Source organism: Neobacillus niacini (assembly GCF_030817695.1).
Lineage (GTDB): Bacteria > Bacillota > Bacilli > Bacillales > Cytobacillaceae > Neobacillus > Neobacillus niacini_F.
In genome coordinates this window covers 154060-178604 of the sequence record NZ_JAUSZQ010000007.1, presented here as the reverse complement: position 1 = coordinate 178604, position 24545 = coordinate 154060, and the positions used below count along the sequence as shown (strand labels likewise).

The following is a 24545-nucleotide window of genomic DNA, read 5'->3' as shown; positions in this document are numbered from 1 at the left end:
GAGTACCAATGCCATGTATAGGGGCGGAATAACCCGTAGTAGCTATAAAACCTCCTAACGGAGGTGGAGCAAAGGGGTTATGTTATTCAAATAAATTATGTCCACTATGTATAATATGTGAGCGTTAGCGGTCCCTTTACTTTGAAGAAGGGGCTTGTAACCTTGATAGGTGTTGGAGTAGGAGTATCCTGCTCCCTATCAATAAGAAACACGCCCCTGCAAGGTTCGAAGTCAAGGGCACATATTATACATAACTAATATGTAAGAGCCTATTAATGAAATACTTAGCTACACGGTTTTCAACTTCTGTTGGGATCATCTTCCCATCACCAAACCATGACGTTCTCTCATCGATACTTCACCATCAACTAGAATTTTATAGGAATCGTGAACAATGCGGTCAAGAATCGCATCTGCTATCTGTGCCTGTCCCAACTTAGAGTGCCACCCTTCGGGTGAGAATTGGGAACAGAATATAGTAGAAGTTCTCTTTATTCTTGACTCAATAATTTCCAAGACGTGAAGGGCATTCTCCTCTGAAAGCTCAGTCAATAACCATTCATCAAGTATCAATAGATCAATCTTCTTATATTTTTGGATGAGTTTACGGAAGCTTCCATCGGCTTCATACTTCGCGACAGCTAATTCATCAAGCAATTCTGGCAATCTGATATACTTAACCTTGTAAAATTGGCGACGGGCGTGAATGCCGAAGGCGTTAGATATCCATGTTTTGCCGTTCCCTGAAGCACCCATTAATATAATGTTATGATGATTCTGTATATAGTTCCCTGTTGCTAGCTCCAATATTAGCTTTTTGTCCAAGTTGCGATCAGGATGATACTCTATGTCTTCAATGGCTGCGGTAGAGTCCTCAAAGGTGGCTTGTTTAATCATTCGTTCTAATCTATTTGATTTTCGGCGATCATATTCATAGTCTACCAGAAGATTGAAGCGATCATCGAAATCCATAACTTGATAGTCTTTGTTCTGGCTCTGTTGCTGATATAATTCTGCCATGGCCCCCATTTTCATTTCGGTTAATTTGCGTAATGTTTCTTGGTTCATCATTTTTTGTCCCCTCCAAAGTATTTGGCACCGCGGGTAAAGCCGTGGTCATTGTTGTTGATTTGGTGATTATCAATTTTAGACTTTTGCTTGCGCTTTTTCCGCCTGTCTAATACCCCTTTTAAAACGGGAATTGTCGGATTTGTTAATATTTCAAGCAATGTATGGGTTGCCGACTCGAGTTCATCCCTTGTATGCTTGTTTGATAAATTTCTTAACGCGCTTAGAATGTTTAAAGCTTTCTTTTCTGCATTGGTTTCCAGGATATGAGAGACTAACTGCTCCATGGAGGGTCCAATGGTCTCTGCCCATTTACGATTGTTTTCAGGGTTATGCTCCAGATATAATCTATGGTTATCTGGCATATGATCCTTGTTCGTAGAAAACTGGCTAACTTCCCCATTTAACCGTTTATGGGATGCAATTCGCGTTTCCTTAAAGTAAACTTCAATTAGATCGGTGGTCAGTCGAACATCGACTTGTTCACGGACGTAATCATATGGAACGGAATAATACATTCGTTCAACTTGGATGTGGTAGTTCAATTGAACTTTTGCTGTTTTCCATTCCGCAAGTTTGTAACTGGTTTGGGGAAGCTGTTGAAGGTGGGATTTCTCTTCTTCCTCAAACACCTTTTTACGTGAGCCAGGACGTTTCTGAAAATCAATCGTATTGATTTCTTCCAGCTTTTCATGGATTCTTTGATTTAAATCCTCTATATGAAAACATTGATAGTTTCTTAATGAAGCTATGATCTGTCGTGAAATGTACCCAACAGTTCCTTCGACACTGGCCTTATCCCTTGGTTTTCGAACCCGGCTTGGCACGATGACTGTGTGGTAGTAATCTGCCAGTTCACATAGGCTTCATTGAGGAGTGGCTCAACTCGCAAAGCCTTTATTACCCCTGTTTTCAGATTATCTGGAACCAAGGTTTCAGGAACGCCCCCAAAGTATTCAAATGCACGGATATGAGCTGACAGCCAATTTTGTGATTTCATATCTAAAAATGCTTCCACGTAACTTAACTGGCTGTAAGGCAAGGCTGCAATGAAAACATGAGCCGGAATCTTTTCTCCAGTAAAACGGTCAATGATATGCAGCGTAGATCCAGCCCAATCCACTTCCATAATTTCACCTGGTTTTCTGCGAATTGGCATCGTCAGTTTATATTTCTTCGCATACTTCCCATACTTTTCACAAAAAGTCCTGTAGGCATAGGGGACTTTTCCTCCCTCGCGAGCCTCCACTGCATACTCATGATGCAATAAAGCCAGGGTGACATTCTTTTTTTGCATCTCCTTATGCACCTTCTCCCAATCAACCGGGAGATACCCTTTTTCACTAGCCTGTTTCTCCGGAAAGAGAAATTCCCCCAACCATTGGTTGGTCATAGTATCATTCAAGCTTTCTAAGCCACGTTTCTTGGCACGTTGAACGACCTCGGAGACTGTATTCCGGGAGTGCCCAGTACTAGAACTGATCGTTCTCTGACTGATCCCTTCAAAATACAGTTCCAGGATTTTACGACATTAACCACAAAAAAACCTCCTGTATAATAATGTCATGCTTGTTTGCATGCATTTTTTATTATACAAGAGGTTATTTTATTTATCGCACTGGCTCTCAACTCCGCAGAAGGTGGCTCACTCTTCCGCTTTAACTGGCTCAAAACTCCGCATATGTGGCTCAATTCATATGCAATAATCAGATTATCAAAAAAAAGAGATTTTACAGAAGAAATGCCTTGTGACTATTGTGAAAAATCAACAAGTTAAACACTGAATTAATAGCTTTTTTGAAGCTGGATTTAAAATTTATACACGAATAGCGAACTGAATTTTAATCGTGGTAATCGTGCAGTTATTATTTTTTTGTCCGAAGTGCCTAAAAAAATAACGAAAAGAAACAAATCCTAACAATGGGTTTCAATTACTATAACGATTTCGATTCGGAATATCCTTTTGTTGATGGATCGGATAATTATTTTGTTTGGGAAATAAATGAAAATTACAACGAAAAAAAGCGAATGTACCAGCATGCTGTTGCTACGATAGGAGCTAACATTGGCGGTTTAAAGAAATATAAAACCAAAGAAGAATTGAAACTTTCAAAAGTAAATAGAGAATTAGTCTTTCACTTTTTAAAAAATTACTAGAAATATCAAGACATATAATCTGTTATTAACAAATGCATGCCCTCCTTACATAACTTAAATCCATTATATCGAATTATTGATAAAGGTAAATTTTTTCTGTTAATTAAACTTATCAATTTACACTCAACTGTTAACAAGTATTAACAACACACTGTATACAATCCCTTGTCAATCAGCCGAAAAAAGTTGGCATGGTTATTGCATTATATATTGGTGAGTGAAAAATAAATGGAGGTGTTAAGATGATTCAATTAAAAGATATTGATGAAGAAATCTTGTTATTAAAAAAGTCAGTTGAAGCTTTTGCTAAAAAAGAAATTGAACCATATTACCAGCAGTGGGAACAGGATGGCGCTTTTCCAAAAGAATTATGGAAGAAACTAGGGGCAGCGGGCTTCCTTTGTGTGGATATTCCAGAGAAATATGGTGGATTAGGTGGCCCCTTATCCTATTCAGTAACAATTATTGATGAGTTAAGTAGGCTTGGCTATAGCTCAATAGTCGGAAATTTATCCGTCCATTCTATTATTATTCCACATTACATTCTAAATTCAGGCACGGAAGAACAGAAGAATTATTATTTACCTAAGATGGCAACAGGGGAATTAGTAAGTGCCATTGCAATGACCGAACCCGGTGCTGGTAGTGATTTGCAGGGTATTCAAACTTCAGCAGTTAAAAAGGAAAATACAGACGAATATATCATTAATGGTGCAAAAACGTTCGTCTCAAATGGTCAGAGTTTTGATTTTGTGATTGTCGTTGCCAGGACAAATCCGGAAGTGAAAGCTTCCAGGGGAACGAGCCTATTTATAGTGGATGCAAAAGAACAGGGTGTAATCAAGGGGAAGAAATTAAAGAAAATAGGTCTGTACGCTAAAGAAACATCTGAGTTATTCCTTGAAAATGTAAACGTTTCATCAAGTCAAATATTAGGTGAACTAGATGCTGGTTTTGTAGTTTTAATGAAAGAACTACCAAGGGAGCGGATGGCACTGGCAGTTATAGCATGTGGGGCTATGGAGGGTGCACTTGAAATTACAATAAAATATCTCGGGGAAAGAGAAGCTTTTGGAAAACCTCTAAATCAACTTCAAGTGATTCGTCATAAAGTAGCTGAAATGGTAACAGAAGCAAAGGTAAATCGTGCATTTGTCGATCAATGTCTCCGATTATTGAAATCCAACGAGCTATCTACTGCGGATGCAAGTATTGCAAAGCTTTCAAGTTCGGAAGCACAGGGAAGAGTTGCGGATGGTTGCTTACAGCTCTTTGGTGGATATGGCTATATGAAGGAATATCCAATTTCAAGGGCATATACGGATGCAAGGGCGCAGCGAATTTATGGTGGCACGTCAGAAATTATGAAAGAAATAATCAGTAAGGATATATTTAGCTAGTTGATGGCGGGAGGAAATAACATGGGTGTTTTAAATGGATTGAAAGTATTGGATTTTACGACGCTGCTGCCGGGACCGTTTGGATCAATGATGTTAGCGGATATGGGGGCAGATGTTGTTAAGGTGGAATCGCCGAATCGAGAAGATTTGTCAAAGTATATTCCACCGATGATAGGTGAAGTTTCGGCAGTGTATGCACAGCTCAACCGCTCGAAAAAATCCCTCGCACTTGATTTGAAACAAGACGAAGCAAGGGAAATCATCTTTAAACTCATTGAAGAGTACGACATTATTATTGAACAGTTCCGACCAGGTGTTATGGATCGGTTAGGAATTGGCTATGAAACTTTGAAAGAAGTAAATCCGAGCATTATTTATTGTTCACTTACAGGATATGGACAAACGGGACCACTTCGAAATAAAGCTGGGCATGATATTAATTACTTAGCCTTATCAGGCGCTGCGAGTTATTCATCCCGGAAAAATCAGGCGCCTGTTCCGGCGGGGATTCCAGTAGCTGATATTGGCGGCGGATCGATGCCCGTTGTGATTGGTATTTTAGCAGCAGTTTATCACCGTACCCAAACAGGAGAAGGTCAACATATTGATGTAAGCATGATGGATAATATCTATGCTTACAATGCTTTATCTGGCTCAGGATATTTGGCAGGTGGTGAGGATCCAGAGGCAGAATCATTATTACTTAATGGTGGTACTTTTTACGATTATTACGAGACAAAAGACGGACGATACTTTTCTGTTGGTGGTGTGGAGCCGAAATTTCAAAAAGAGCTGTGTGCTTTACTTGGTGAGCCAGCGCTCTTATCGCTCAGTGGCAGTACAAAAACAGAGGATCAACTGCAATTTAAGGAAAAGGTAAAGTCTGCGTTTAAAGAAAAAACGTTTGACGAATGGCTTGTATTACTCGGGGATGATTTTGATGGTTGCGTGGAACCCGTTTTGAAGTTCTCTGAAACTGTCAATCACCCGCAAATAAAAGCACGCGAGATGATTGTTCCAGTAGCAAAATTGGATGGTGGTACACAGGATCAAATTGCTTTTCCTATTAAGTTTTCTAATCAGTCTGCTTCTTATCGTTTTGCTGGTGTGCAAACTGGAACGCATACGAATGAAGTCTTAAAGAATGCAGGATGGAATGATGAAAAAATAGCAGAACTGACCAAAAAAGGACTCTTTGGTTAATAAAATTTTTAAAGGGGATGGGAAACATGGATTTACGAGAGAAAGTAGCGGTAGTTACAGGTGGAGCATCGGGATTGGGACTTGCAACTGTTGAAATGCTGGTAGAAAAAGGAGCAAAGGTTGTCATTTTTGATTTAAATGATGAAAAAGGTCAAAGCGTTGTCGAGAAATTAGGTGAGAGTGTTCGTTATCAAAAAGTGAACGTGACGGACGAGGAATCTGTGCAAAAGGGAATTGATTTAGCTGTCGAATCCTTTGGCACGATTCATATTTGTGTAAATTGTGCTGGTGTGGGGACGCCAGGTAAAACAATTGGTAAAAAAGGCATATTGCCATTAGAAAAATACAAACAAATTATCGATATTAATCTAGTTGGTACATTTAATGTCTTGCGCTTAGCTGCAAATGTAATGAAAGATAATAAACCAGTTACAGATTCTGGTGAAAGGGGAGTCATTATTAACACAGCTTCTGTTGCAGCATTTGATGGTCAGATGGGGCAAGCAGGATACGGGGCAAGTAAGGCTGGTGTTACAGGAATGACGCTGCCAGTGTCACGAGATTTATCAGAGTTTGGGATCCGAGTAAATACGATTGCACCTGGTTTATTTATGACACCATTGGCTGAAACTTTACCGGAAAAAGTAATAGCGAAACTATCTGAAAGTGTTGAGTTTCCAAAGCGCTTAGGAAAACCGAGTGAATTTGCAGATCTTGCAACATTTATGATGGAACATGAATATTTAAATGGGGAAGTTATCCGTCTTGATGGTGGCATTCGGATGTCCCCAAGATAAAGCTTTAGAATGGTAGTTTCGTAAGTTCTATGAAAATTCAATAGGTGTTTAGGTTCTTTCCAATAAATTAGTGGGAAGGCCACGCAATAGAATTCGGGGTGTGGCAATTTTCTTGCTTTAAAAGCCACTATCAAGGCATTTTATAGCCTATTTCTTATAAAAGGTTTGACAATATGTTTAGAATAATGGGAGGTAATGAAATGAAAAGTAATGCAAACGTTATTGGTGTGAGTATGGTCAAGTTTGAAAAGCCGGGGAGAAATGAGCCGTATGAAATTATGGCATCGAAGGCAATTACCAACGCGTTAAAAGATGCGGGCATCAGTTATTCGGATGTCGACCAGGCTTATGCGAGTTATGTATATGGAGATAGTACATGTGGTCAAACCGCATTATATCGGGTTGGAATGACTGGAATTCCAATTGTCAATGTGAATAATAATTGTTCTTCAGGTTCGACAGCGCTCTATTTAGCGCGTCAAGCAGTAGAAACTGGTGCTGCTGAATGCGTGCTGGCATTTGGATTTGAAGAAATGCAACCAGGGGCATTAGGTGAGCATTGGTTTGATCGAACGTCACCTTTTCAATGGTTTAACGATCAATTAGCCGTATTAAATCCTGAATTGCCAGATGCCCCATTTGCTTTAAAGGTATTTGGTGCAGCAAGATTAGAGTACCTAAAAAAATATGGAGCAAATCCAGATATATTTGGAAAAGTTGCCGTTAAATCGAGACAGCATGCAGTCAACAATCCTTACTCCTTGTTTACAAATGAAATTACACTGGATGAAGTCATGCAATCGCCAGATGTGTATTCAGGATTGAGAAGATTAATGGCATGTCCACCAACCTGTGGTGCATCGGCGGTAATAGTTTGTAGTCATGACTTTGCAAAAAAACATAACATACAAAACGCTGTGAAAATAACTGCACAATCGATGACAACGGACCAACCCGACACGAAGGAAAATGCCATACATCTAGTTGGCCAAAAAATGGCAGAAAAAGCAGCGAAAGAAGTCTACGAAAAAGCAGGCATTGGTCCAGAAGATGTCGATGTAGTAGAATTGCATGACTGCTTTACACCGAATGAAGTTATTAGTTATGAGGCTTTAGGGTTGTGCGCGGAAGGTGAAGCAGAGAAGTTCATCAATGATCGGGATAATACTTATGGGGGTAAATATGTCGTCAATCCTTCCGGAGGCCTGATGTCTAAAGGACACCCGCTCGGAGCAACAGGACTGGCGCAATGTACGGAGCTCGTTTGGCATCTCCGCGGAGAAGCAGGTAATCGACAGGTTGAGGGCGCAAAGGTTGCCCTGCAGCATAACTTAGGAATTGGTGGCGCTTGTGTGGTAACGATGTATCAAACAGTATAACGGGACGTGGGTCGGAGCCGCTGTCTCAGCTAAGAAGTGGGAAGCGGGATCTGCCTATTAAGAGAGACTACTTTGGTACGAATAAATTCTTTAGTTTATGCGGGCAAACGGAAATAGGTCCAGGAGGAATCATGCTTTATCCAGAGAATCATGATGAACATGCTGGTATGTCAGGGAAAGCCACGACCATTTTTACATTGATAGATATTGTTCGTCCTGATGGGGAGTCAGCAGAAGTAGGAGAAGTCAGTGAACTGATTATGAAAGTACCTTCCCAAATGAAGGAATATTTTAAGCATCCAGAAGCAACAGCTAAAACGATTATCGAGGGGTATGTATACTCGAGGGATTTGGCTGTGAAAGATTGAAATGGCTATATACTATTAGTTGATAGCAGCAAAGATATGATTATTATTAGCGGTGGAGAGAATATTTATTCTATCGAGGTTGAAAATGCGATTTCTAAACATCCCCAAGTAGCAGAAGCCATATACGAAGGAAAATATTGAAGGATATGAAGCGCCATAGCAAGAATTCTTTGTAGATGAGTTGCCTAGAAATACTTCTGGAAAGCTACTAAAATATCAACTTAGAAAACAATATGCCCCATCCATTGGCTAATTCATTTAAAAGGAAGTGTAAATGTGCCCAACGTCAAAACAGCTTTTGATAATGGTGTCTTAGAAATTGTTCTTAATCGTCCGGAACGATTGAATGCAATAAATGCAGATTTACTTTCGGAACTAACGGAAGCAGTTAATGAGGCAAAAAGAAATCCAACCGTTCGAGCGGTATTACTATATGGTGAAGGAAAGGGATTTTGTGCAGGTGGGGACTTAAATGACTTTGGTATTGATATTTCAAATTCAATTGAAGTAAAAGAATTCGTGCAACGTGGACAAGAAGCGGTATTGGGTCTTTATAATATGGAAAAACCAGTAATTGCCGCGGTACACGGCCCAGCAGTTGGGGCGGGTTGTAATCTAGCTTTTGCTTGCGACATGATTATTGCAGAAGAAATATCCTCCTTCTCTGAAGCTTTCGCAAAAGTAGGTGCATTACCTGACCTTGGTGGCTTGTACTTCCTATCTCAAAAAATAGGGATGCATAAAGCAGCCGAATTAATCTTTACTGGAAAAACAATTAATGCAAACACTGCATTAGATTATGGCTTAATTAATGAAGTTGTAGCAACAGGACAATCTCTTAAAAGAGGGAAAGAACTTGCCAATTTACTAGCAAGCGGACCAACAAAAGCATTAGGGTTAGCAAAACGCATCATGCATCAAGCGCCATACACATCATTGGAAAGTATTCTAGAAATGGAAGCACTCGGACAAGCTACTATCTTTCAAACAGAAGATTTTAAAGAAGGAAAACGGGCATTTATTGAAAAAAGAAAACCTGCATTTCATGGATATTAGATTCTAATTCTGAAAAATAAACTGAATATTTTTTCAATGGCTAGGGGGCTAAAACATGCTGAATGCAAACATGGGAACAAGATCACTAATTGGGGATGGATTAAAAAGGACTAGTTATCGGTATCCAAATAAAGCAGCATTGGTTTACTATAGTGCAGATGGAGAACAAACAACGTATACCTATGAAGCATTAAATAAACAGGTAAATCAAGTGGCTCATTCACTACTGGAAGCAGGGGTTCAAAAAGGGGATCGGATAGCTGTAATTAGTAAAAACAGCCCAGAAATCGTTATTTTATCCTATGCTCTATTAAAAGTTGGAGCTTGGTATACACCATTTAACTTTATGCTGAAAGCGGAAGAAATTAGCCAACTTATTCATACTTCCAGGCCGCGAATGTTTTTTGTGGACAAAGATCATATTGAACAGGTGCATTCCATTGCTGATCAACTAACTGGAATTGAAAAATTTTATAGTCTTCGTACAACGGAAGTTCCTAATGGTTGGGGAGATTTTAGTGAACTACAAAAGGGAAGTGAAGATGAACTAGAAATAGAAATATGTGATGATGATGTTTTAGCACTTTTTTATACGAGTGGGACGGAGTCTGCTCCAAAAGGTGTGATGGTAAATCATAGAAATTTTTTCCATGCGAATTATACCTATATGGCAGCAGGTGCGTTTCAGCCAGAGGATAAAATACTTTTATCTTTACCATTGATCCATTTGGCGGGATTTCTCTTTTTGCTAAACAGTAATATGGTTGGTATGACCATCATCATGACGGAAACGCCTATTCCTACACAAATGGCAGAGTTAACAGAAAAACATAAAATTACTTTCACCGCTCTACCACCGACTCTATATTTAGGAATAATAGGAATTTCAGATAAGTATGATTTAACTTCTCTTCGCAAATTAATTACTTGGTCAAGTACGATTCCTAGAAGAATGGTGGAAGGGTGGAATGAAATAGCACCTGACGCAAAATTTCTTACGATACAAGGTTCCAGTGAATCAACAGGAACCCCTTTAACTGGTAGTTGGTTTAAAACATGGGATGAAGTTCCAAATGGGGACGGAAGATACGTAGGAAGTGTGATGCATACGGGCAGTGAAATTAAATTAATTGATGAAGATGGAAATGAAGTTCCAGATGGAGTGCCAGGTGAACAAATTGCTAGGGGTCCAGTTATCATAAGTGGTTATTACAATAACGAAGCCGCGAATTATAAGGCATTTAGAGATGGCTGGTACCATACTGGTGATGTTTTGATTCGTGATCAGAATGGCAATTATTATTTTGCTGATCGTAAAAAAGATATCGTCAAATCAGGTGGAGAAAATGTTTCCAGTCAAGAGGTAGAGAATGTTTTAAGTCAGCATCCTAATATTTATCAATGTGCAGTCTTCGGTGTACCTGACCCAAGATGGGGTGAAGCCGTAGTCGCTGCAGTTGTATTAAAAGATGGTGCAACACTTACTGAAGAAGAAATCATTGAGCATTGCAAGACGACACTTTCTGGTTATAAAACGCCGAAGCACATTGTGTTCCGAGATGACTTACCTTTAACCTCTTCCGGAAAATTATTAAAGCGCTCATTAAAGGATGAATACAAAGAATTATTAATGGAAAAGAGCTAGAAATATTCCATCAGTGGAAAGGAAGAATATTTCCACTGATGGAACGTCTTCCTTCATTTTAAGTGATAATAAAGGATTGAGGTAAGGCTATGAAATTTGATGAAGTAAACATTGGGGAAGTATTTAATAGCAGTTCTTATACGATAAGTAAGGAAGAAATTATAGAATTCGCCTTACAATTTGATTCGCAATACATGCATGTTGACGAGGAGAAAGCGAATCAGAGTATATTCAAAGGTATCATTGCTTCGGGGGTACACACCTTGAGCCTTAGCATTAAATTATGGAATGAGATCAGTGTCTGGGGAACCGATGTCATTGCAGGAACAGGTATGAAAAATATTGAATATACGAAACCAGTCTACCCTGGAGATGATTTATATGTAATGGCGGAAGTGATTAAAAAAAGGGGTAAAAGGAAGTCTGGAGAAGTGACAATATTACTCACTACTTACAAAAATGATGGAATTCAAGTTTTAAAAGCTGAAATGTCTGCATTATTAGTTAAATAACAATAATAAAAAGGGGATATACAAAATGAAATATGAAGAAATTATCTATGAAAAAAAGCAGCAATCTGCTTGGATTTATTTAAATCGACCAAAAGAAATGAACTCTTTATCAAAAAAACTAATAACAGAGTTACTTGAAGTGCTAAAAGAGATTGAACAAAATGATGAAATACGGTTAGTTGTATTATCTGGAAAAGGTAAAGCATTCTGTGCTGGTGCAGATTTAAAAGAACTCCTAGAAGATTTAGATAAAGGTCCAAATGGACAAAAAAGCTTATTAGACTGCGCGGAAGAACTATTTACTAAATTAAATGATTTATCCAAACCGCTTATCGTAGCACTAAACGGTGTCACAGTTGCTGGGGGCTTAGAAATTGCGATGACAGCAGATGTCGTTGTAGCTTCTGATAAGGTAAAAATTGGAGACGGTCATGCCAACTTTGGTGTTCTTCCTGGAGGCGGCGGTGCTGTAAGGTTGCCTAGAGAAATAGGTATTAATCGCGCCAAATATCTTTTACTTACTGGAGACATTTTGCCTGCTGAGGTATGGAAAGATTATGGATTTGTACATGATGTCGTTTCAGCTGAAGAACTTGAAGAAGCTGTACAGAAAATAGCAGTTAAAATATCAGCAAAAAGTCCACTTGTCTTAAAAGAAATCAAGCGACTAGTGACCGATGGCTTAGATCAATCACTAGACACTGCGCTGAGACAAGAACTGTTGGCTCTAAAAAATCATACACAATCACATGATTTCCGTGAAGGCTTAGGTGCTTTTTCGGATAAGAGAGAGCCTGAATTCAAAGGGTATTAATGAAAAGTTTCGATTTGTTAGTAGAGAAAGAGGGATGGGTGACAGGTAACCCGTCTCTCTTTCCAGTGGCATAGGAATGGAGCTTTCTATTTGCTCGCGCACTTCCTCAAAAGCGACGCCTGTTTTTTCGGCTTGTACTTGATCCAATTGATCAACGTATTTGCTAGAGGAACATTTTGAGGCAATATTGACTACGATTATATTGTTTTTTCAGATACGGGTGCAGAGCCCACAATTAGCCCTTTTTTACTCTCATTATAACAAAAAGAATTGAAAGTGTTAACGGAAAATTGTTAAGAACTTTACAATTTACAACTTTCTGTTAACGATACTTTACAAATTGAAGAAAATCGCTTTATTTTATAGCATTCAACACTTGGCATGGAATTTGCATTAGGTATAGATAGAAAGTTATAAAAGGAGGAGGAAATGATGAATCCATCATTAAGCCATTTATCTTATTTAAAAATCTTATCTCTAATGGACAAAATAAATATGTGTGAAGGAGGTATTGTAAGTATTGAAGGATGCCCCTTTTGAAACTCTCAACAAATTAAATGTTTTAATAGAGTATAAATTGGTAGCTGAAGATAAAAAAAAGGAGCAGGAATAATTTAATGTCTAGATTTATTAGAAAACAGAGTCTAAACACTTATTAACATAATAAATGGAGGAATTTTATGAGTGATCAAGAAAAAAAGTTACAGTATAAATCATCTATTATTCTAGGAAAAGATACTAGCCAAATGAGATTAAACGATATTATTGAGGAACTGATTTGCGTTTTTGAGTCAAAAACGAGGATGACAAATATTAATAATGGACTAGAAATTCATGAAGAACAATACTGTATATAGTAAAGGTATAAATTAAATTGTGCAGAAAAATTAAAATTATTAAAGAAATATATTTATACAAAAAACTAGTGATATTGCAAAGAGGTGTCTATTTGGAAGAAGGCATGACCTTATCACTTTTAGATGCGAAAAAGAAATTCTTAATATGAGAAATAAAAAGAGTACAAATAAAGGTCTAATCAAGAAATTTTTTCATTCTTCAATAAAGAATAAAAGGTAAGTGGAGTGAAGCGTTTTATGTATAAACTTAGTACGGAAGAATTGCTAGACATATATAACAAAGCAATTGTTTCCAAATTATGTAAAGATTTTATATTATTATTATCTGAAGAAATCAATAAGCGATTAATCAATAATCTTTATAAAAAGGTTAAATATAAAAAATATTAAAATTAATCAGAGTATAATCCAGTTTCACCTTAACTGAGTGCAGTATGTGTTTCTTCTGATTGCATTCCTACTTATTGGCATTTTTTTGCAATGTCATCAACCATGATTTCAAGTTAGCTACGGTCATGTTCGATAATTGTGCTGCCCTCTACAGCCTGCTTTTTCCTTTCAAGGCTACGGAAAAACGCAGTTATACGGGAACGACAGAGTCATTCCTAAAATTATTACTTTTTGCACAATTAGAAGAAATTGAAAGTCTTCATGCGCTCGCCGTCTCTCAAGGTTGTATTAAAAAATTTTTCTCTTGTCCATGCGATAGTCCTTTTTTAGTGGGTTTGGACGGGTTACCATCTGAATTATCCATTATATAGGACTTTTTCTTTGTACAAAACAGGAAAAGTGAGCATTTTGAGTATTTTTAATAGCGTGTAGATGGCGGGAAAAGCTTGGGAGCACGAAATATATTCAGAGGAGGGAGGTATAATATTGGCAGGGTTAGTAAAACCAAAAGAAATGGCTCAAGGAATATACCAGATCCAGATACCAACGCCTTTTTCTGTAGGGCCGGTAAACGTATACTTACTTGAAGGGGACCATCTTACACTTGTTGATACGGGACCTCTAACTGAGGAGGCATGGGAAATACTAAATCAGGGAATCAGGAATATTGGGTATGAAGTAAAAGACATTAGGCAAGTGGTGCTGACTCACCATCATGCTGACCATTCCGGCTTGCTTGAACGTGTTCGGCAAGCTTCTGGAGCATCAACTTTCGCGCATTTTCAAGCTGTTCCTTATGTGGAATTAAATGATGAATTCATGGATTTTCATGCTCGTTTTTTTTATGAGCTTTATCATCAATGTGGAGTTCCGAAGGAATCCCTCATTATTATTGATAAATTCCATCGTCGGACGATGTCATTTACAGAGCGAAGCCGCATTGATGAATGTTTAAAGCATGGAAAGACACTTCCCCATCTTCCAGATTGGCAAGTATTGTTTACACCAGGTCATTCGCAAAGTCAAATTTCCTTATATCGATCTAATGATCGTGTATTGATCGCAGGCGATCACATTATCAAGAATATTTCATCCAATGCGTTAATTGAACCACCTTTAGATCAGTCCCGCAACCGACCGCTCACCTTGGTCCAGTATCGTACGGCATTGGAAATGTGTGCTGACATGGAGATCGATATTATTTTCTCCGGTCATGGCGAATCAATAACCAATCATCGGAAACTGATTCTGGAGAGGCTGCAGAAAAATTGGATGCGAACGGACACGCTGCGCAGCCTGCTGAAGGACGGAGCTAAGACGGCTTACGAATTAACAACCTTATTATTCCCCCATGTTTATCAAAAAGAGCTGTCGCTAACCCTATCGGAGACATTAGGACATATCGACTTGCTGCAGATCCTTAATCAGCTGGAGGTCAAGCAAAGAAATGGGGTTTTATATTATTCTTTGTAAAGTAAGATTGAAGAATAATTAACCATCAAAGTTGTGTGGATTGCGTTGGAGTAAGCCTCTACTTTTTTGATATAGAGGATCCGATTTATGATATGCTCATTGGAATCAATAGAAAAAAATGTCAACTGCTTAGCTGATAATGCTGAGCAGTTTTAGCTTTACATAGTCAAAAATTGCACCGTGACTAGTATGTTGAAGAGATTTCCAAATCGTTTCTTGTTTTTCACTGTCTACTTTCAAGGCGCAGTTCATCATCCCACCTGACCTAATTCACCCCATACTCCTTCATCTTCTTATAAAGCCACGGCCTACTAATACCTAGTAACTTACTAGCCCTTGTTTTATTCCCCTGCGCCTCTTTCAAAGCAGATACAATTGTTTCTTTTTCGGTCATATTAATTCTTTCCTGATAATTATAAGTATTCTCAGTGGATATTCCTTCACTATTATCCGGAATAGAAGAAAGGTCATCCACATCAATATAATCCCCAGTCTTCAAATTAGCCGCTCGCTCCAAAACATTGTGTAACTCCCTCACGTTACCTGGCCATGAATGGCTCATTAATTTTGTCAGAGCAGAATGTGTCACACCTCGAATATAAAAGCCATCTTGATTCAGCTGCTCAATGATATGATTAATAATATCTGGTACATCTTCCATCCTTTGGCGCAATGGAGGAATGGTTAAGGTCATAATATTTAGACGATAGAATAAATCTTCTCTAAATTTGCCATCCTGGATTAATTTTCTTATATTTTGATGGGTTGCTGCAATTATTTTCGTATTTAAGTGAATCGTTTTTGGACTCCCAATTGGTCGAAATTCTTTTTCCTGTAATACGCGTAGCAATTTTGCTTGTAGCGGGAGCGGCATATCACCAATTTCATCTAAGAAAATTGTGCCATTTTGTGCAAGTTCAAATTTTCCTTTCATCCCGCCGGGTTTTGCTCCTGTAAAAGCGCCGCCTGCATAGCCAAAAAGCTCCGATTCTAGAAGTTCTGACGGAATTGCAGCACAATTTATTTCTACAAACCTTCCTGCTTGATTAGAAGCGGCGTGGATTCCTTGAGCGAACAACTCTTTTCCCGTACCAGTTTCCCCGGTGATCAAAACAGTAGAAAGACTTTTCGATGCTAGCATGGCATCATCTTTAACCTTCCGGATGACCTTTGATTCTCCAGCAATATCATGTAACGTATATTTCGTTCCTTTGCTGTTATGGATTTCATCTTTATAGGCAGAAACTTGCTCTTCTAATCTTTTTACCTTTGTAAGTGCTTCTTGTAGATTTTTTAATCCGCGGAAAGAGATTTTACAAATCGCACTATTTACTACACCGTTTTCCCTAACCAACTTGATAGAAATGAGGCATTGCTGGCCACCTATAATTTGTGGAATGTTGCTAATGCTTGTACCATGTTTCATAATATTTTCGATTTCTAATTCAGGGAATAAATCTGAAGTAGATTTAAACAAAACTTCCTTACTGCTTAGCTGAAATAAATCGGAGAAACTGTTATTAACCATTGTTATTTCCGCATTTTTATTTACAAGAATCATAGCGTCATAGGCAAAATCGATAAGGGATGTTAATTGATTATGGACGATATTATAGGAATCCAAAAGTTCCTGGGTTGAAAGCAAGCCAATAGGATTTCTTTCCTTATTGATTACAGGAGCATGTCCAACATTATGTTTCAATAAATAAATTCTTGCTTCTTCTCGAGAGTCCATTTCACTTAAGAATATCGGATTAGCTATATAAAAATCCCTAATGTTCGTCTTGAATGATATTTTGCTTGCTAACAGGCGAAAAATTTTATTTTGTGTAACGATACCTATTAAAACATTTTCCTCATTCACAACTGGCAATATTTTAGAAGGTGTATTTAAAAACTTCGCGGTCACGTCTTCTAATGTCTCTTCCATTGTACAGCTTACAAAGTTGGTCGACATATAATCTGTGATTAACAAATGCATTCCCCCCTTACAAAACTTAAATCCATTATATCAAATTATTGATAAAAGTAAAAATTTTCTGTTAATTAAACTTATCAATTTACACTCAACTGTTAACAAGTATTAACAACACACTGTATACTTTCCCTTGTCAATCAGCCGAAAATAGTTGGCATGGTTCTTGCAACATATATGGGTGAGTGAATAATAAATGGAGGGGGTAAGATGATTCAATTAAAAGATATCCAGGGTTAAATCTTGTTATAAAAAAAGTTTGACAATACGTTTTATTTGGAGGGGGTTAATTTATACAATAAAACCTTCTATTAATAAACATTAATTAAGTTGTGTTTAGAGACTTCAGTTTGTGACTACGGTTTATATAATTATTGTATAGTATAAATTTAAATAAAGTAATTAATAGGAATATTCGAGTTTCCTGATAATTTGTATGATTAAGCGAATTCAGTTAATATGTTGTAAAACTTTTCTAGAATAAGAGTAAATCGAGAGGGGTATATATTTTGGAATTAAAAAATAAAGTAGCAATTATTACAGGTGGAGCGCGTGGAATAGGATGGGCTTGTGTTGAGAAGTTTTCGGAAAAAGGTGCACAAGTAGTCATTTTTGATTTGGAAGTAGATAGAGTAAAGGAAGAAATGGCTAATAAGAAGATACAAGGACTAGCAATGGCTGTAGATATCACTAGTAAAGAGCAAATTGAACATGGTGTAAAAGAGGTCATTAAGGAATATGGGAAAATCGACATATTGGTTAATAATGCTGGAATTTTTAGAGATGTTAGACTTGTAAATATGTCCGAGGAAGATTGGGATACGGTAATGAACGTAAATTTAAAGGGGTTATTTTTTGTTTTACAAACTGTAGCCCCATATATGATAGAAAATAAATATGGCAAAGTTGTAAACCTTTCATCCATAGCTTATAAAGGTAATTTTGGTCAAGCAAATTATTCAGCCTCCAAAGCTGGTGTAGTAAGTTTAACTAAGACTGCTTCATTAGAACTTGCACCTTATATCACAGTAAATTGCGTCGCTCCTGGAACAATTGACACTCCATTATTACATTCCATGGATCCTAAAATAAAAGAAAGGATGCTTAAAAAAGTTCCATTAGGTAGAATTGGGAAACAACAGGATATTGCAAATACTGTATTGTTTTTTGCTTCTGATGCATCAAGTTATATAACTGGGACAGTTTTAGATGTTGATGGGGGAATGACACAAGGTCTTAATTTAAGGTAGTGTGTTCGCCCATAGTTCATCGAGTGGAGCGTCAAGTTAAGATTAGAGTAGAAAGCGTTAAAGCGTTTATTCAAAAAAGGGAACCTACAGTTACAGATAAGTAAGCTATAACCTATTGATTTTCCGAAAGGAGCGGAACTATTGTTTTCTAAAATTTTGATTGCTAATCGTGGTGAAATTGCTTTAAGGATTATTTACACTTGTCAAAAGTTAAACATTGATTCTGTCGCAGTATATTCAGAAGCAGATGCAGAGTCACTTTATGTTCGTGAAGCCACGGAAGCGTATTGTATTGGAAAGCCTCCTGTCAATCAAAGTTATTTGAAAGCTGACGAAATCATTCGTGTGGCAAAAGAAAGCGGGGCAGAAGCGATTCATCCCGGATACGGTTTGTTATCTGAAAATGCTGATTTTGCAAGAAAATGTAAGGAACAAGGGCTAGTTTTTATTGGACCTTCTCCAGAAATCATTGCCTCGATGGGCAGTAAAATTGAAGCGCGCAAAACAATGAAAGAAGCGGGCGTTCCAATTATTGAAGGAATCAATACGTCACTTGAAAGTGAAGAAGAAGCAACTATGGCTGCTGAAAAAATTGGCTATCCACTGATGTTAAAAGCCTCTGCAGGCGGGGGCGGAATCGGTATGCAACTCGTTCACTCAGAGGAAGAACTAATCAAAGCGTTTGCTGGGAATAAACGCCGTGCAGAATCTTTCTTTGGTGATGGAGCGATGTTCCTTGAAAAATATATTGAAGAACCACACCATATTGAAGTGCAAATTCTAGCTGATTCACATGGAAATGTTATTCCACTTTGGGAGCGTGAATGTTCAGTTCAGCGCCGCAACCAAAAGGTCGTAGAAGAAGCACCGTCACCATTTATTACTGAGGAAACGCGGACAAAAATGCTCGACGCCGCAGTCAAGGCCGCTAAGCATATTGGTTACACCAATGCAGGAACAATTGAGTTTTTAGTAGATTGTGAACAAAACTTCTTCTTTTTAGAAATGAATACGAGATTACAAGTAGAACACCCTGTCACAGAGGAAATTACTGGATTGGATCTTGTCGAACAGCAATTAAAAGTGGCTAGTGGTGAAGCTTTGGCCATTCGTAGGGAAGATGTAAAAAGAAAAGGCCATGCCATTGAAGTACGAATTTACGCTGAGGATCCTAAAACGTTTTTCCCTTCACCAGGAAAAATTACCACATTTGAACTTCCAACGGGAGAAGGCATTCGTAATGAATGCGCCATAGAGGCTGGATCACAGGTGACGTCATTTTATGACCCGATGATCGGTAAGTTGATTGCTTGGGGAGAAACAAGGGCCGAAGCTTGTGAGCGAATCAAAGCTGCTTTAGAAAACTATAAGATTGAAGGAATTAAAACAAATATTCCGATGCTCATTGCAACGGTTTCACATGAGCAATTTTTATCGGGGTACACGACAACAAATTTCATAAATGAATATTATTTACCACTAGAGACGACTGCGAAATAGGGAGGAAATTAGAATGACGACAGTTGTAGCAAGTATGGCAGGAAATGTGTGGAAAGTATTGGTTTCAGAAGGTGACACAGTAAAGGAAGGTCAGGATGTTGTCATTCTTGAATCTATGAAAATGGAAATTCCAATCGCTGCTGAGCAAGATGGTGTAGTGAAGAAAGTTTATATTCTAGAGGGAGACTTTGTTAACGATGCAGAGATGCTCGTTGAGATTGAATAGGAGGTTATACGATTGAAACTTCCAAAAAGAGTCACAATTAAAGAAGTTGGTCCAAGGGATGGCCTGCAAAATGAAAAGGAACAAGTCTCCACAGAGGATAAAATTGCTTGGATCAATTCTCTTTCAGAGACAGGCATTTCCTACATTGAAGTGAGTTCATTTGTTCATCCGAAATGGATTCCCCAACTTGCAGATGCTTCGGAAGTATTGAGAGGGATTAAACGACACAAGGGCGTCACCTATGCTGCCCTTGTTCCAAATATAAAAGGGCTTGACCGAGCATTAGAAGCAGATGTCGATGAAGTCAGCGTCTTTATGTCTGCTAGCGAAGGACACAATATGAGCAATATTAATAAGTCTATAACAGATACATACCCTGTCCTTGAAGAAGTGGTGAAAGAGGCAAAATTAGCTGGGAAAACGGTGAGGGGGTATGTTTCGACAGTCATTGCATGTCCGTATGATGGCGCTGTCTCACCAGCCCAGGTTAGAAAAGTAGCTGAACGCTTGTTTTCCATGGGCATTGATGAACTTTCGCTTGGAGAAACAATTGGTGTGGCGGTTCCAAATCAAGTAGAGAGATTGCTGGAAGAAATACTCCCGCATTTCAATGTCGATCAACTTGCCATGCATTTTCATGATACGAGAGGCACGGCGCTTGCGAATATTATGAAATCTGTAGAAATGGGGATTACCACTTTCGATAGTGCTTTGGGAGGACTGGGCGGCTGTCCATATGCAAAAGGAGCCTCGGGTAATGTCGCGACAGATGATTTGTTATACATGCTTAAAGAGCTGGGCATCGAAACAGATATAAATCTTGAGACTCTTGTAAAATCGGCACAATTTATTGAAGCTGCCTTAGGAAAAAAACTGAACAGCCGTCAAATGGAGATTTTACGTGCTCAAGGAAAGGAGCAGATGTCATGAATGAAACGATCGTGAAAACTGTTCAAGTGGAAAAGCGAAGTGATGGAATTGCAATTGTTACGCTGAACCGTCCAGAAGCAGCCAATGCTTTTTCAAAACAAATGCTTTCGGACTTTCGTCAAGTCCTCTTCGATCTAAAAGTTGATGATGATGTCCGAGTAGTGATTATCACGGGTTCTGGTGAAAAAGCCTTTTGTGCTGGTGCTGACTTAAAAGAACGAAAGGGCATGTGTGATGCCCAAGTTAAGCAGGCTGTCCGCAATATAGGTTCAGTAGTAAAAGCTGTTGAAGATCTGCCACAGCCGACGATCGCTGCCATCAATGGTGTAGCTTTTGGCGGCGGGCTGGAGCTTGCGCTTGGTTGTGATTTACGAGTCGGTGCGACCGAAGCAAAAGTAGGGCTTACTGAAACTTCCCTCGCAATCATACCAGGAGCAGGAGGGACGCAGCGGCTGCCTCGTTTAATCGGTCTTGGAAAAGCAAAGGAACTGATATACACAGCAAAACGCTTGAATGTAGAGGAAGCAGTTTCAATCGGCATTCTAGAATATGCGGTTCCCCGTTCAGAATTACTACAAAAAGCGTTAGGACTAGCAAGTGCCATGGCTAAAAATGGACCGCTGGCATTAAAACAAGCGAAGATAGCAATCAACCAAGGAATACAAGTGGACTTAGCGACCGGATTGAAAATCGAAGAACTCGCATATGATGCCTTAATTTCTACGGAAGACCGGTTGGAAGGATTAAAAGCTTTTGCCGAGAAACGATCACCAGAGTATAAAGGTCAGTAATAATTTGGGCTCTACATGAGATGAAGGAGGAACTTTAATGAACGAAACAGTTATCAAATCAGAATACCAATTAAAAAAAGAGTCAGTCCTAAAAGGCGGCCACGAAAAAAATCATAAAAAAAACCTAGACCAAGGAAAATTATTTGTTCGTGATCGCTTGAAATTGTTATTTGACAATGGCCTTCAAGCAGAGGATGGAATGTTTGCGAATGTACTCGCTGGTGATCTTCCAGCAGATGGCGTTGTGACAGGAGTTGGGAAAATCCATGGCCGCATAGTTTGTGTGATGGCCAACGATTCCACGGTAAAAGCAGGTTCCTGGGGAAAACGAACTGTTGAGAAAATAATTCGTATTCAAGAAACAGCTGAAAAGTTGAGATGCCCAATGCTTTACCTTGTTGATTCAGCTGGTGCACGGATTACAGATCAATTAGATATGTTCCCAGGCCGAAGAGGTGCTGGCGGAATTTTCTATAATCAAGTGAAAATGTCTGGAAAGGTTCCACAGATTTGTCTTTTATTTGGTCCATCAGCAGCTGGAGGAGCTTATATCCCTGCTTTTTGTGACATTGTTGTCATGGTTGAAGGAAATGCGTCGATGTATTTAGGTTCGCCAAGAATGGCTGAAGCGGTCATTGGTGAAAAAGTGACGCTTGAACAAATGGGCGGAGCAAGAATGCATTGTTCTGTTTCCGGTTGTGGAGATGTTTTAGCAAAAACAGAAGAAGAAGCAATTGCCTTTGCCCGAAACTACTTAACATATTTCCCAAATAACTATACTGAAAAGCCTGTTAAAGTAAAGCCCATTGCACCAGCCACATTTGAAAAATCTATTGAAGAAATTATTCCAAAAAACCAGAATGCTCCATTTGACATGCGTCAATTGATCGACCGCTTAGTAGACGAAGGATCTGTTTGTGAAATAAAGAAATTATTTGCACCAGAACTGATTACAACACTTGCGCGGATTGATGGCCAGCCAATTGGAATCATTGCCAATCAGCCGAGAGTAAAGGGCGGCGTACTATTCCATGATAGTGCAGATAAAGCGGCTAAATTTATTAACCTATGTGATGCGTTCCATATTCCACTATTATTCCTGGCTGATGTCCCTGGATTTATGATTGGAACACATGTAGAGAAAGCAGGAATCATCCGCCACGGGGCAAAAATGATTTCTGCGATGAGTGAAGCAACGGTTCCAAAAATGACCGTCATCGTCCGAAAAGCATATGGTGCAGGGTTATATGCAATGGCCGGTCCAGCTTTTGAACCAGATTGCTGTATCGCACTTCCAACCGCATCCATTGCCGTGATGGGGCCGGAAGCAGCTGTAAACGCCGTCTATGCTAATAAAATTGCAGAATTACCGGAAGAAGAACGTGCATCATTCATTGAACAAAAACGCGAAGAATATCGTGAAGACATCGATATCTACCGACTCGCTTCGGAATTAATCATTGATGACGTAGTTGAACCCAATCATTTACGTGATGAACTAGCAGCACGTTTAGAAATCTATATGTCAAAATATTTAGTATTTACAGATAGGAAGCATGGCGTATATCCTGTTTAACATTTTAGATCTTAAAGCTTTAGAACGAGCAATCGATAACAAAAAGAATCGAAAGAGTTAACAGAAAAATTGTAAATAACTTTACAGTTTACAACCCTCTTTAATCAATACTTTATATATTGAGGAAAAAACGCTATATTTTATAGCATTCAACACTTGGCATGGAATTTGCATTAGGTATAGATAGAAAGTTATGAAAGGAAGCATGATGGAATGATGAAAAAATAGCAGAACTGACCAAAAAAGGACTCTTTGGTTAATAAAATTTTAAAAGGAGATGGGAAACATGGATTTACGAGAGAAAGTAGCGGTAGTTACAGGTGGAGCATCGGGATTGGGACTTGCAACTGTTGAAATGCTAGTAGAAAAAGGAGCGAAGGTTGTCATTTTTGATTTAAATGATGAAAAAGGTCAAAGCGTTGTCGAGAAATTAGGTGAGAGTGTTCGTTATCAAAAAGTGAACGTGACGGACGAGGAATCTGTGCAAAAGGGAATTGATTTAGCTGTCGAATCCTTTGGCACGATTCATATTTGTGTAAATTGTGCTGGTGTGGGGACGCCAGGTAAAACAATTGGTAGGAACGGCATATTGCCATTAGAAAAATACAAACAAATTATCGATATTAATCTAGTTGGTACATTTAATGTCTTGCGCTTAGCTGCAAATGTAATGAAAGATAATAAGCCAGTTACAGATTCTGGTGAAAGGGGAGTCATTATTAACACAGCCTCTGTTGCAGCATTTGATGGTCAGATGGGACAAGCAGGATACGGGGCAAGTAAGGCTGGTGTTACAGGAATGACGCTGCCAGTGTCACGAGATTTATCAGAGTTTGGGATCCGAGTAAATACGATTGCACCTGGTTTATTTATGACACCATTGGCTGAAACTTTACCGGAAAAAGTAATAGAGAAACTATCTGAAAGTGTTGAGTTTCCAAAGCGCTTAGGAAAACCGAGTGAATTCGCAGATCTTGCAACATTTATGATGGAACATGAATATTTAAATGGGGAAGTTATCCGTCTTGATGGTGGCATTCGGATGTCCCCAAGATAAAGCTTTAGAATGGTAGTTTCGTAAGTTCTATGAAAATTCAATAGGTGTTTAGGTTCTTGCTTAAAAAGCCACTATCAAGGCATTTTATAGCCTATTTCTTATAAAAGATTTGACAATATGT

24 protein-coding genes are annotated in these 24545 nt (G+C 38.6%); 20 read left to right on the top strand and 4 right to left on the bottom strand.

The window, feature by feature from the left end; all coding sequences use genetic code 11:
- Window positions 1-315 precede the first annotated feature (315 nt).
- From istB to QFZ28_RS28750, 3 genes are read right to left on the bottom strand one after another with little or no spacing between them, the layout of a single operon-like run.
- A complete protein-coding gene (istB, locus tag QFZ28_RS28760) occupies window positions 316-1071 on the bottom strand; it encodes an IS21-like element helper ATPase IstB (RefSeq protein WP_307198011.1) in 756 nt (251 codons plus the stop codon).
- Window positions 1068-1895 carry a Mu transposase domain-containing protein gene (locus QFZ28_RS28755; RefSeq protein ID WP_307198010.1) on the bottom strand — a complete coding sequence of 276 codons (828 nt, stop codon included), beginning with the start codon at window positions 1893-1895 and terminating at the stop codon, window positions 1068-1070. Before QFZ28_RS28755 ends, istB begins: the two co-directional genes overlap by 4 nt.
- Entirely contained in the window at window positions 1817-2461 is a 645-nt protein-coding gene (locus tag QFZ28_RS28750) for a hypothetical protein (protein WP_307198009.1), read from the bottom strand. Before QFZ28_RS28750 ends, QFZ28_RS28755 begins: the two co-directional genes overlap by 79 nt.
- 527 nt (window positions 2462-2988) lie before the next feature.
- On the opposite strand from QFZ28_RS28750, the gene QFZ28_RS28745 reads away from it, so the two are divergent.
- The 13 genes from QFZ28_RS28745 to QFZ28_RS28690 all read left to right on the top strand — a co-directional run bounded on the left by QFZ28_RS28745 (window position 2989) and on the right by QFZ28_RS28690 (window position 15119).
- Entirely contained in the window at window positions 2989-3225 is a 237-nt protein-coding gene (locus QFZ28_RS28745) for a hypothetical protein (protein WP_307198008.1), read from the top strand.
- Between the two features lie 242 nt (window positions 3226-3467).
- On the top strand, window positions 3468-4625 hold the full coding sequence (locus QFZ28_RS28740) for an acyl-CoA dehydrogenase family protein (RefSeq protein ID WP_307198007.1): 1158 nt from the start codon (window positions 3468-3470) through the stop codon (window positions 4623-4625).
- A gap of 21 nt (window positions 4626-4646) precedes the next feature.
- Window positions 4647-5828 (top strand): CaiB/BaiF CoA transferase family protein, encoded by a 1182-nt coding sequence (locus QFZ28_RS28735; RefSeq protein WP_307198006.1) that lies wholly within the window; start codon window positions 4647-4649, stop codon window positions 5826-5828.
- A gap of 26 nt (window positions 5829-5854) precedes the next feature.
- Complete coding sequence (locus tag QFZ28_RS28730; RefSeq protein WP_307198005.1) at window positions 5855-6625, top strand: 3-hydroxyacyl-CoA dehydrogenase; 771 nt, start codon at window positions 5855-5857, stop codon at window positions 6623-6625.
- 200 nt (window positions 6626-6825) lie between these two features.
- On the top strand, window positions 6826-8004 hold the full coding sequence (locus QFZ28_RS28725; RefSeq protein WP_307198004.1) for a lipid-transfer protein: 1179 nt from the start codon (window positions 6826-6828) through the stop codon (window positions 8002-8004).
- Window positions 8005-8135: 131 nt separating this feature from the next.
- Window positions 8136-8372 carry a hypothetical protein gene (locus tag QFZ28_RS29940; protein ID WP_373428179.1) on the top strand — a complete coding sequence of 79 codons (237 nt, stop codon included), beginning with the start codon at window positions 8136-8138 and terminating at the stop codon, window positions 8370-8372.
- A 276-nt stretch (window positions 8373-8648) separates the two neighbouring features.
- Entirely contained in the window at window positions 8649-9428 is a 780-nt protein-coding gene (locus QFZ28_RS28715; RefSeq protein ID WP_307198002.1) for an enoyl-CoA hydratase/isomerase family protein, read from the top strand.
- Between the two features lie 55 nt (window positions 9429-9483).
- Window positions 9484-11073 (top strand): AMP-binding protein, encoded by a 1590-nt coding sequence (locus QFZ28_RS28710; RefSeq protein WP_307198001.1) that lies wholly within the window; start codon window positions 9484-9486, stop codon window positions 11071-11073.
- An 89-nt stretch (window positions 11074-11162) separates the two neighbouring features.
- A complete protein-coding gene (locus tag QFZ28_RS28705; protein ID WP_307198000.1) occupies window positions 11163-11585 on the top strand; it encodes a MaoC/PaaZ C-terminal domain-containing protein in 423 nt (140 codons plus the stop codon).
- Between the two features lie 25 nt (window positions 11586-11610).
- Window positions 11611-12399, top strand: coding sequence for an enoyl-CoA hydratase/isomerase family protein (locus QFZ28_RS28700; RefSeq protein ID WP_307197999.1), 789 nt, complete (start codon window positions 11611-11613; stop codon window positions 12397-12399).
- A 680-nt stretch (window positions 12400-13079) separates the two neighbouring features.
- Entirely contained in the window at window positions 13080-13256 is a 177-nt protein-coding gene (locus QFZ28_RS28695; RefSeq protein WP_307197998.1) for a hypothetical protein, read from the top strand.
- A 237-nt stretch (window positions 13257-13493) separates the two neighbouring features.
- Entirely contained in the window at window positions 13494-13646 is a 153-nt protein-coding gene (gene sda / locus QFZ28_RS29935; RefSeq protein WP_373428178.1) for a sporulation histidine kinase inhibitor Sda, read from the top strand.
- 513 nt (window positions 13647-14159) lie between these two features.
- Complete coding sequence (locus QFZ28_RS28690) at window positions 14160-15119, top strand: MBL fold metallo-hydrolase (protein WP_307198168.1); 960 nt, start codon at window positions 14160-14162, stop codon at window positions 15117-15119.
- A 265-nt stretch (window positions 15120-15384) separates the two neighbouring features.
- On the opposite strand, the gene QFZ28_RS28685 is transcribed toward QFZ28_RS28690, so the two are convergent.
- Window positions 15385-17094 carry a sigma 54-interacting transcriptional regulator gene (locus QFZ28_RS28685; protein ID WP_307197997.1) on the bottom strand — a complete coding sequence of 570 codons (1710 nt, stop codon included), beginning with the start codon at window positions 17092-17094 and terminating at the stop codon, window positions 15385-15387.
- A 509-nt stretch (window positions 17095-17603) separates the two neighbouring features.
- Here QFZ28_RS28685 and QFZ28_RS28680 point away from each other — a divergent pair.
- From QFZ28_RS28680 to QFZ28_RS28650, 7 genes are all read left to right on the top strand, one after another.
- Window positions 17604-18344, top strand: a complete 741-nt coding sequence (locus tag QFZ28_RS28680) for an SDR family NAD(P)-dependent oxidoreductase (RefSeq protein WP_307197996.1) — start codon at window positions 17604-17606, stop codon at window positions 18342-18344.
- 141 nt (window positions 18345-18485) lie between these two features.
- Complete coding sequence (locus QFZ28_RS28675; RefSeq protein WP_307197995.1) at window positions 18486-19844, top strand: acetyl-CoA carboxylase biotin carboxylase subunit; 1359 nt, start codon at window positions 18486-18488, stop codon at window positions 19842-19844.
- Between the two features lie 13 nt (window positions 19845-19857).
- Window positions 19858-20070, top strand: coding sequence for an acetyl-CoA carboxylase biotin carboxyl carrier protein subunit (locus QFZ28_RS28670; RefSeq protein WP_307197994.1), 213 nt, complete (start codon window positions 19858-19860; stop codon window positions 20068-20070).
- 12 nt (window positions 20071-20082) lie between these two features.
- The gene (locus QFZ28_RS28665; RefSeq protein WP_307197993.1) at window positions 20083-21000 is read left to right on the top strand and encodes a hydroxymethylglutaryl-CoA lyase; all 918 of its coding nucleotides are present in this window, start codon (window positions 20083-20085) and stop codon (window positions 20998-21000) included.
- Entirely contained in the window at window positions 20997-21791 is a 795-nt protein-coding gene (locus QFZ28_RS28660) for an enoyl-CoA hydratase (protein WP_307197992.1), read from the top strand. The genes QFZ28_RS28665 and QFZ28_RS28660 overlap by 4 nt, the downstream gene beginning before the upstream one ends.
- 37 nt (window positions 21792-21828) lie before the next feature.
- Window positions 21829-23367, top strand: a complete 1539-nt coding sequence (locus QFZ28_RS28655; RefSeq protein ID WP_307197991.1) for an acyl-CoA carboxylase subunit beta — start codon at window positions 21829-21831, stop codon at window positions 23365-23367.
- Between the two features lie 286 nt (window positions 23368-23653).
- Window positions 23654-24424, top strand: a complete 771-nt coding sequence (locus QFZ28_RS28650; RefSeq protein WP_307197990.1) for a 3-hydroxyacyl-CoA dehydrogenase — start codon at window positions 23654-23656, stop codon at window positions 24422-24424.
- The last annotated feature ends 121 nt before the right edge of the window (window positions 24425-24545 follow it).

Excerpts from the sequence above, each read along its gene's own strand:
- QFZ28_RS28700 (WP_307197999.1), top strand. The coding sequence starts at position 11,611 with ATGAAATATGAAGAAATTATCTATGAAAAAAAGCAGCAATCTGCTTGG.
- QFZ28_RS28695 (WP_307197998.1), top strand. The coding sequence starts at position 13,080 with ATGAGTGATCAAGAAAAAAAGTTACAGTATAAATCATCTATTATTCTA.
- QFZ28_RS28670 (WP_307197994.1), top strand. The coding sequence starts at position 19,858 with ATGACGACAGTTGTAGCAAGTATGGCAGGAAATGTGTGGAAAGTATTG.
- sda (WP_373428178.1), top strand. The coding sequence starts at position 13,494 with ATGTATAAACTTAGTACGGAAGAATTGCTAGACATATATAACAAAGCA.
- QFZ28_RS28650 (WP_307197990.1), top strand. The coding sequence starts at position 23,654 with ATGGATTTACGAGAGAAAGTAGCGGTAGTTACAGGTGGAGCATCGGGA.
- QFZ28_RS28655 (WP_307197991.1), top strand. The coding sequence starts at position 21,829 with ATGAACGAAACAGTTATCAAATCAGAATACCAATTAAAAAAAGAGTCA.
- QFZ28_RS28745 (WP_307198008.1), top strand. The coding sequence starts at position 2,989 with ATGGGTTTCAATTACTATAACGATTTCGATTCGGAATATCCTTTTGTT.
- QFZ28_RS28725 (WP_307198004.1), top strand. The coding sequence starts at position 6,826 with ATGAAAAGTAATGCAAACGTTATTGGTGTGAGTATGGTCAAGTTTGAA.
- QFZ28_RS28740 (WP_307198007.1), top strand. The coding sequence starts at position 3,468 with ATGATTCAATTAAAAGATATTGATGAAGAAATCTTGTTATTAAAAAAG.
- QFZ28_RS28690 (WP_307198168.1), top strand. The coding sequence starts at position 14,160 with ATGGCTCAAGGAATATACCAGATCCAGATACCAACGCCTTTTTCTGTA.
- QFZ28_RS28735 (WP_307198006.1), top strand. The coding sequence starts at position 4,647 with ATGGGTGTTTTAAATGGATTGAAAGTATTGGATTTTACGACGCTGCTG.
- QFZ28_RS28710 (WP_307198001.1), top strand. The coding sequence starts at position 9,484 with ATGCTGAATGCAAACATGGGAACAAGATCACTAATTGGGGATGGATTA.
- istB (WP_307198011.1), bottom strand. The coding sequence starts at position 1,071 with ATGATGAACCAAGAAACATTACGCAAATTAACCGAAATGAAAATGGGG.
- QFZ28_RS28730 (WP_307198005.1), top strand. The coding sequence starts at position 5,855 with ATGGATTTACGAGAGAAAGTAGCGGTAGTTACAGGTGGAGCATCGGGA.
- QFZ28_RS28705 (WP_307198000.1), top strand. The coding sequence starts at position 11,163 with ATGAAATTTGATGAAGTAAACATTGGGGAAGTATTTAATAGCAGTTCT.
- QFZ28_RS28660 (WP_307197992.1), top strand. The coding sequence starts at position 20,997 with ATGAATGAAACGATCGTGAAAACTGTTCAAGTGGAAAAGCGAAGTGAT.
- QFZ28_RS28750 (WP_307198009.1), bottom strand. The coding sequence starts at position 2,461 with ATGACCAACCAATGGTTGGGGGAATTTCTCTTTCCGGAGAAACAGGCT.
- QFZ28_RS29940 (WP_373428179.1), top strand. The coding sequence starts at position 8,136 with ATGCTTTATCCAGAGAATCATGATGAACATGCTGGTATGTCAGGGAAA.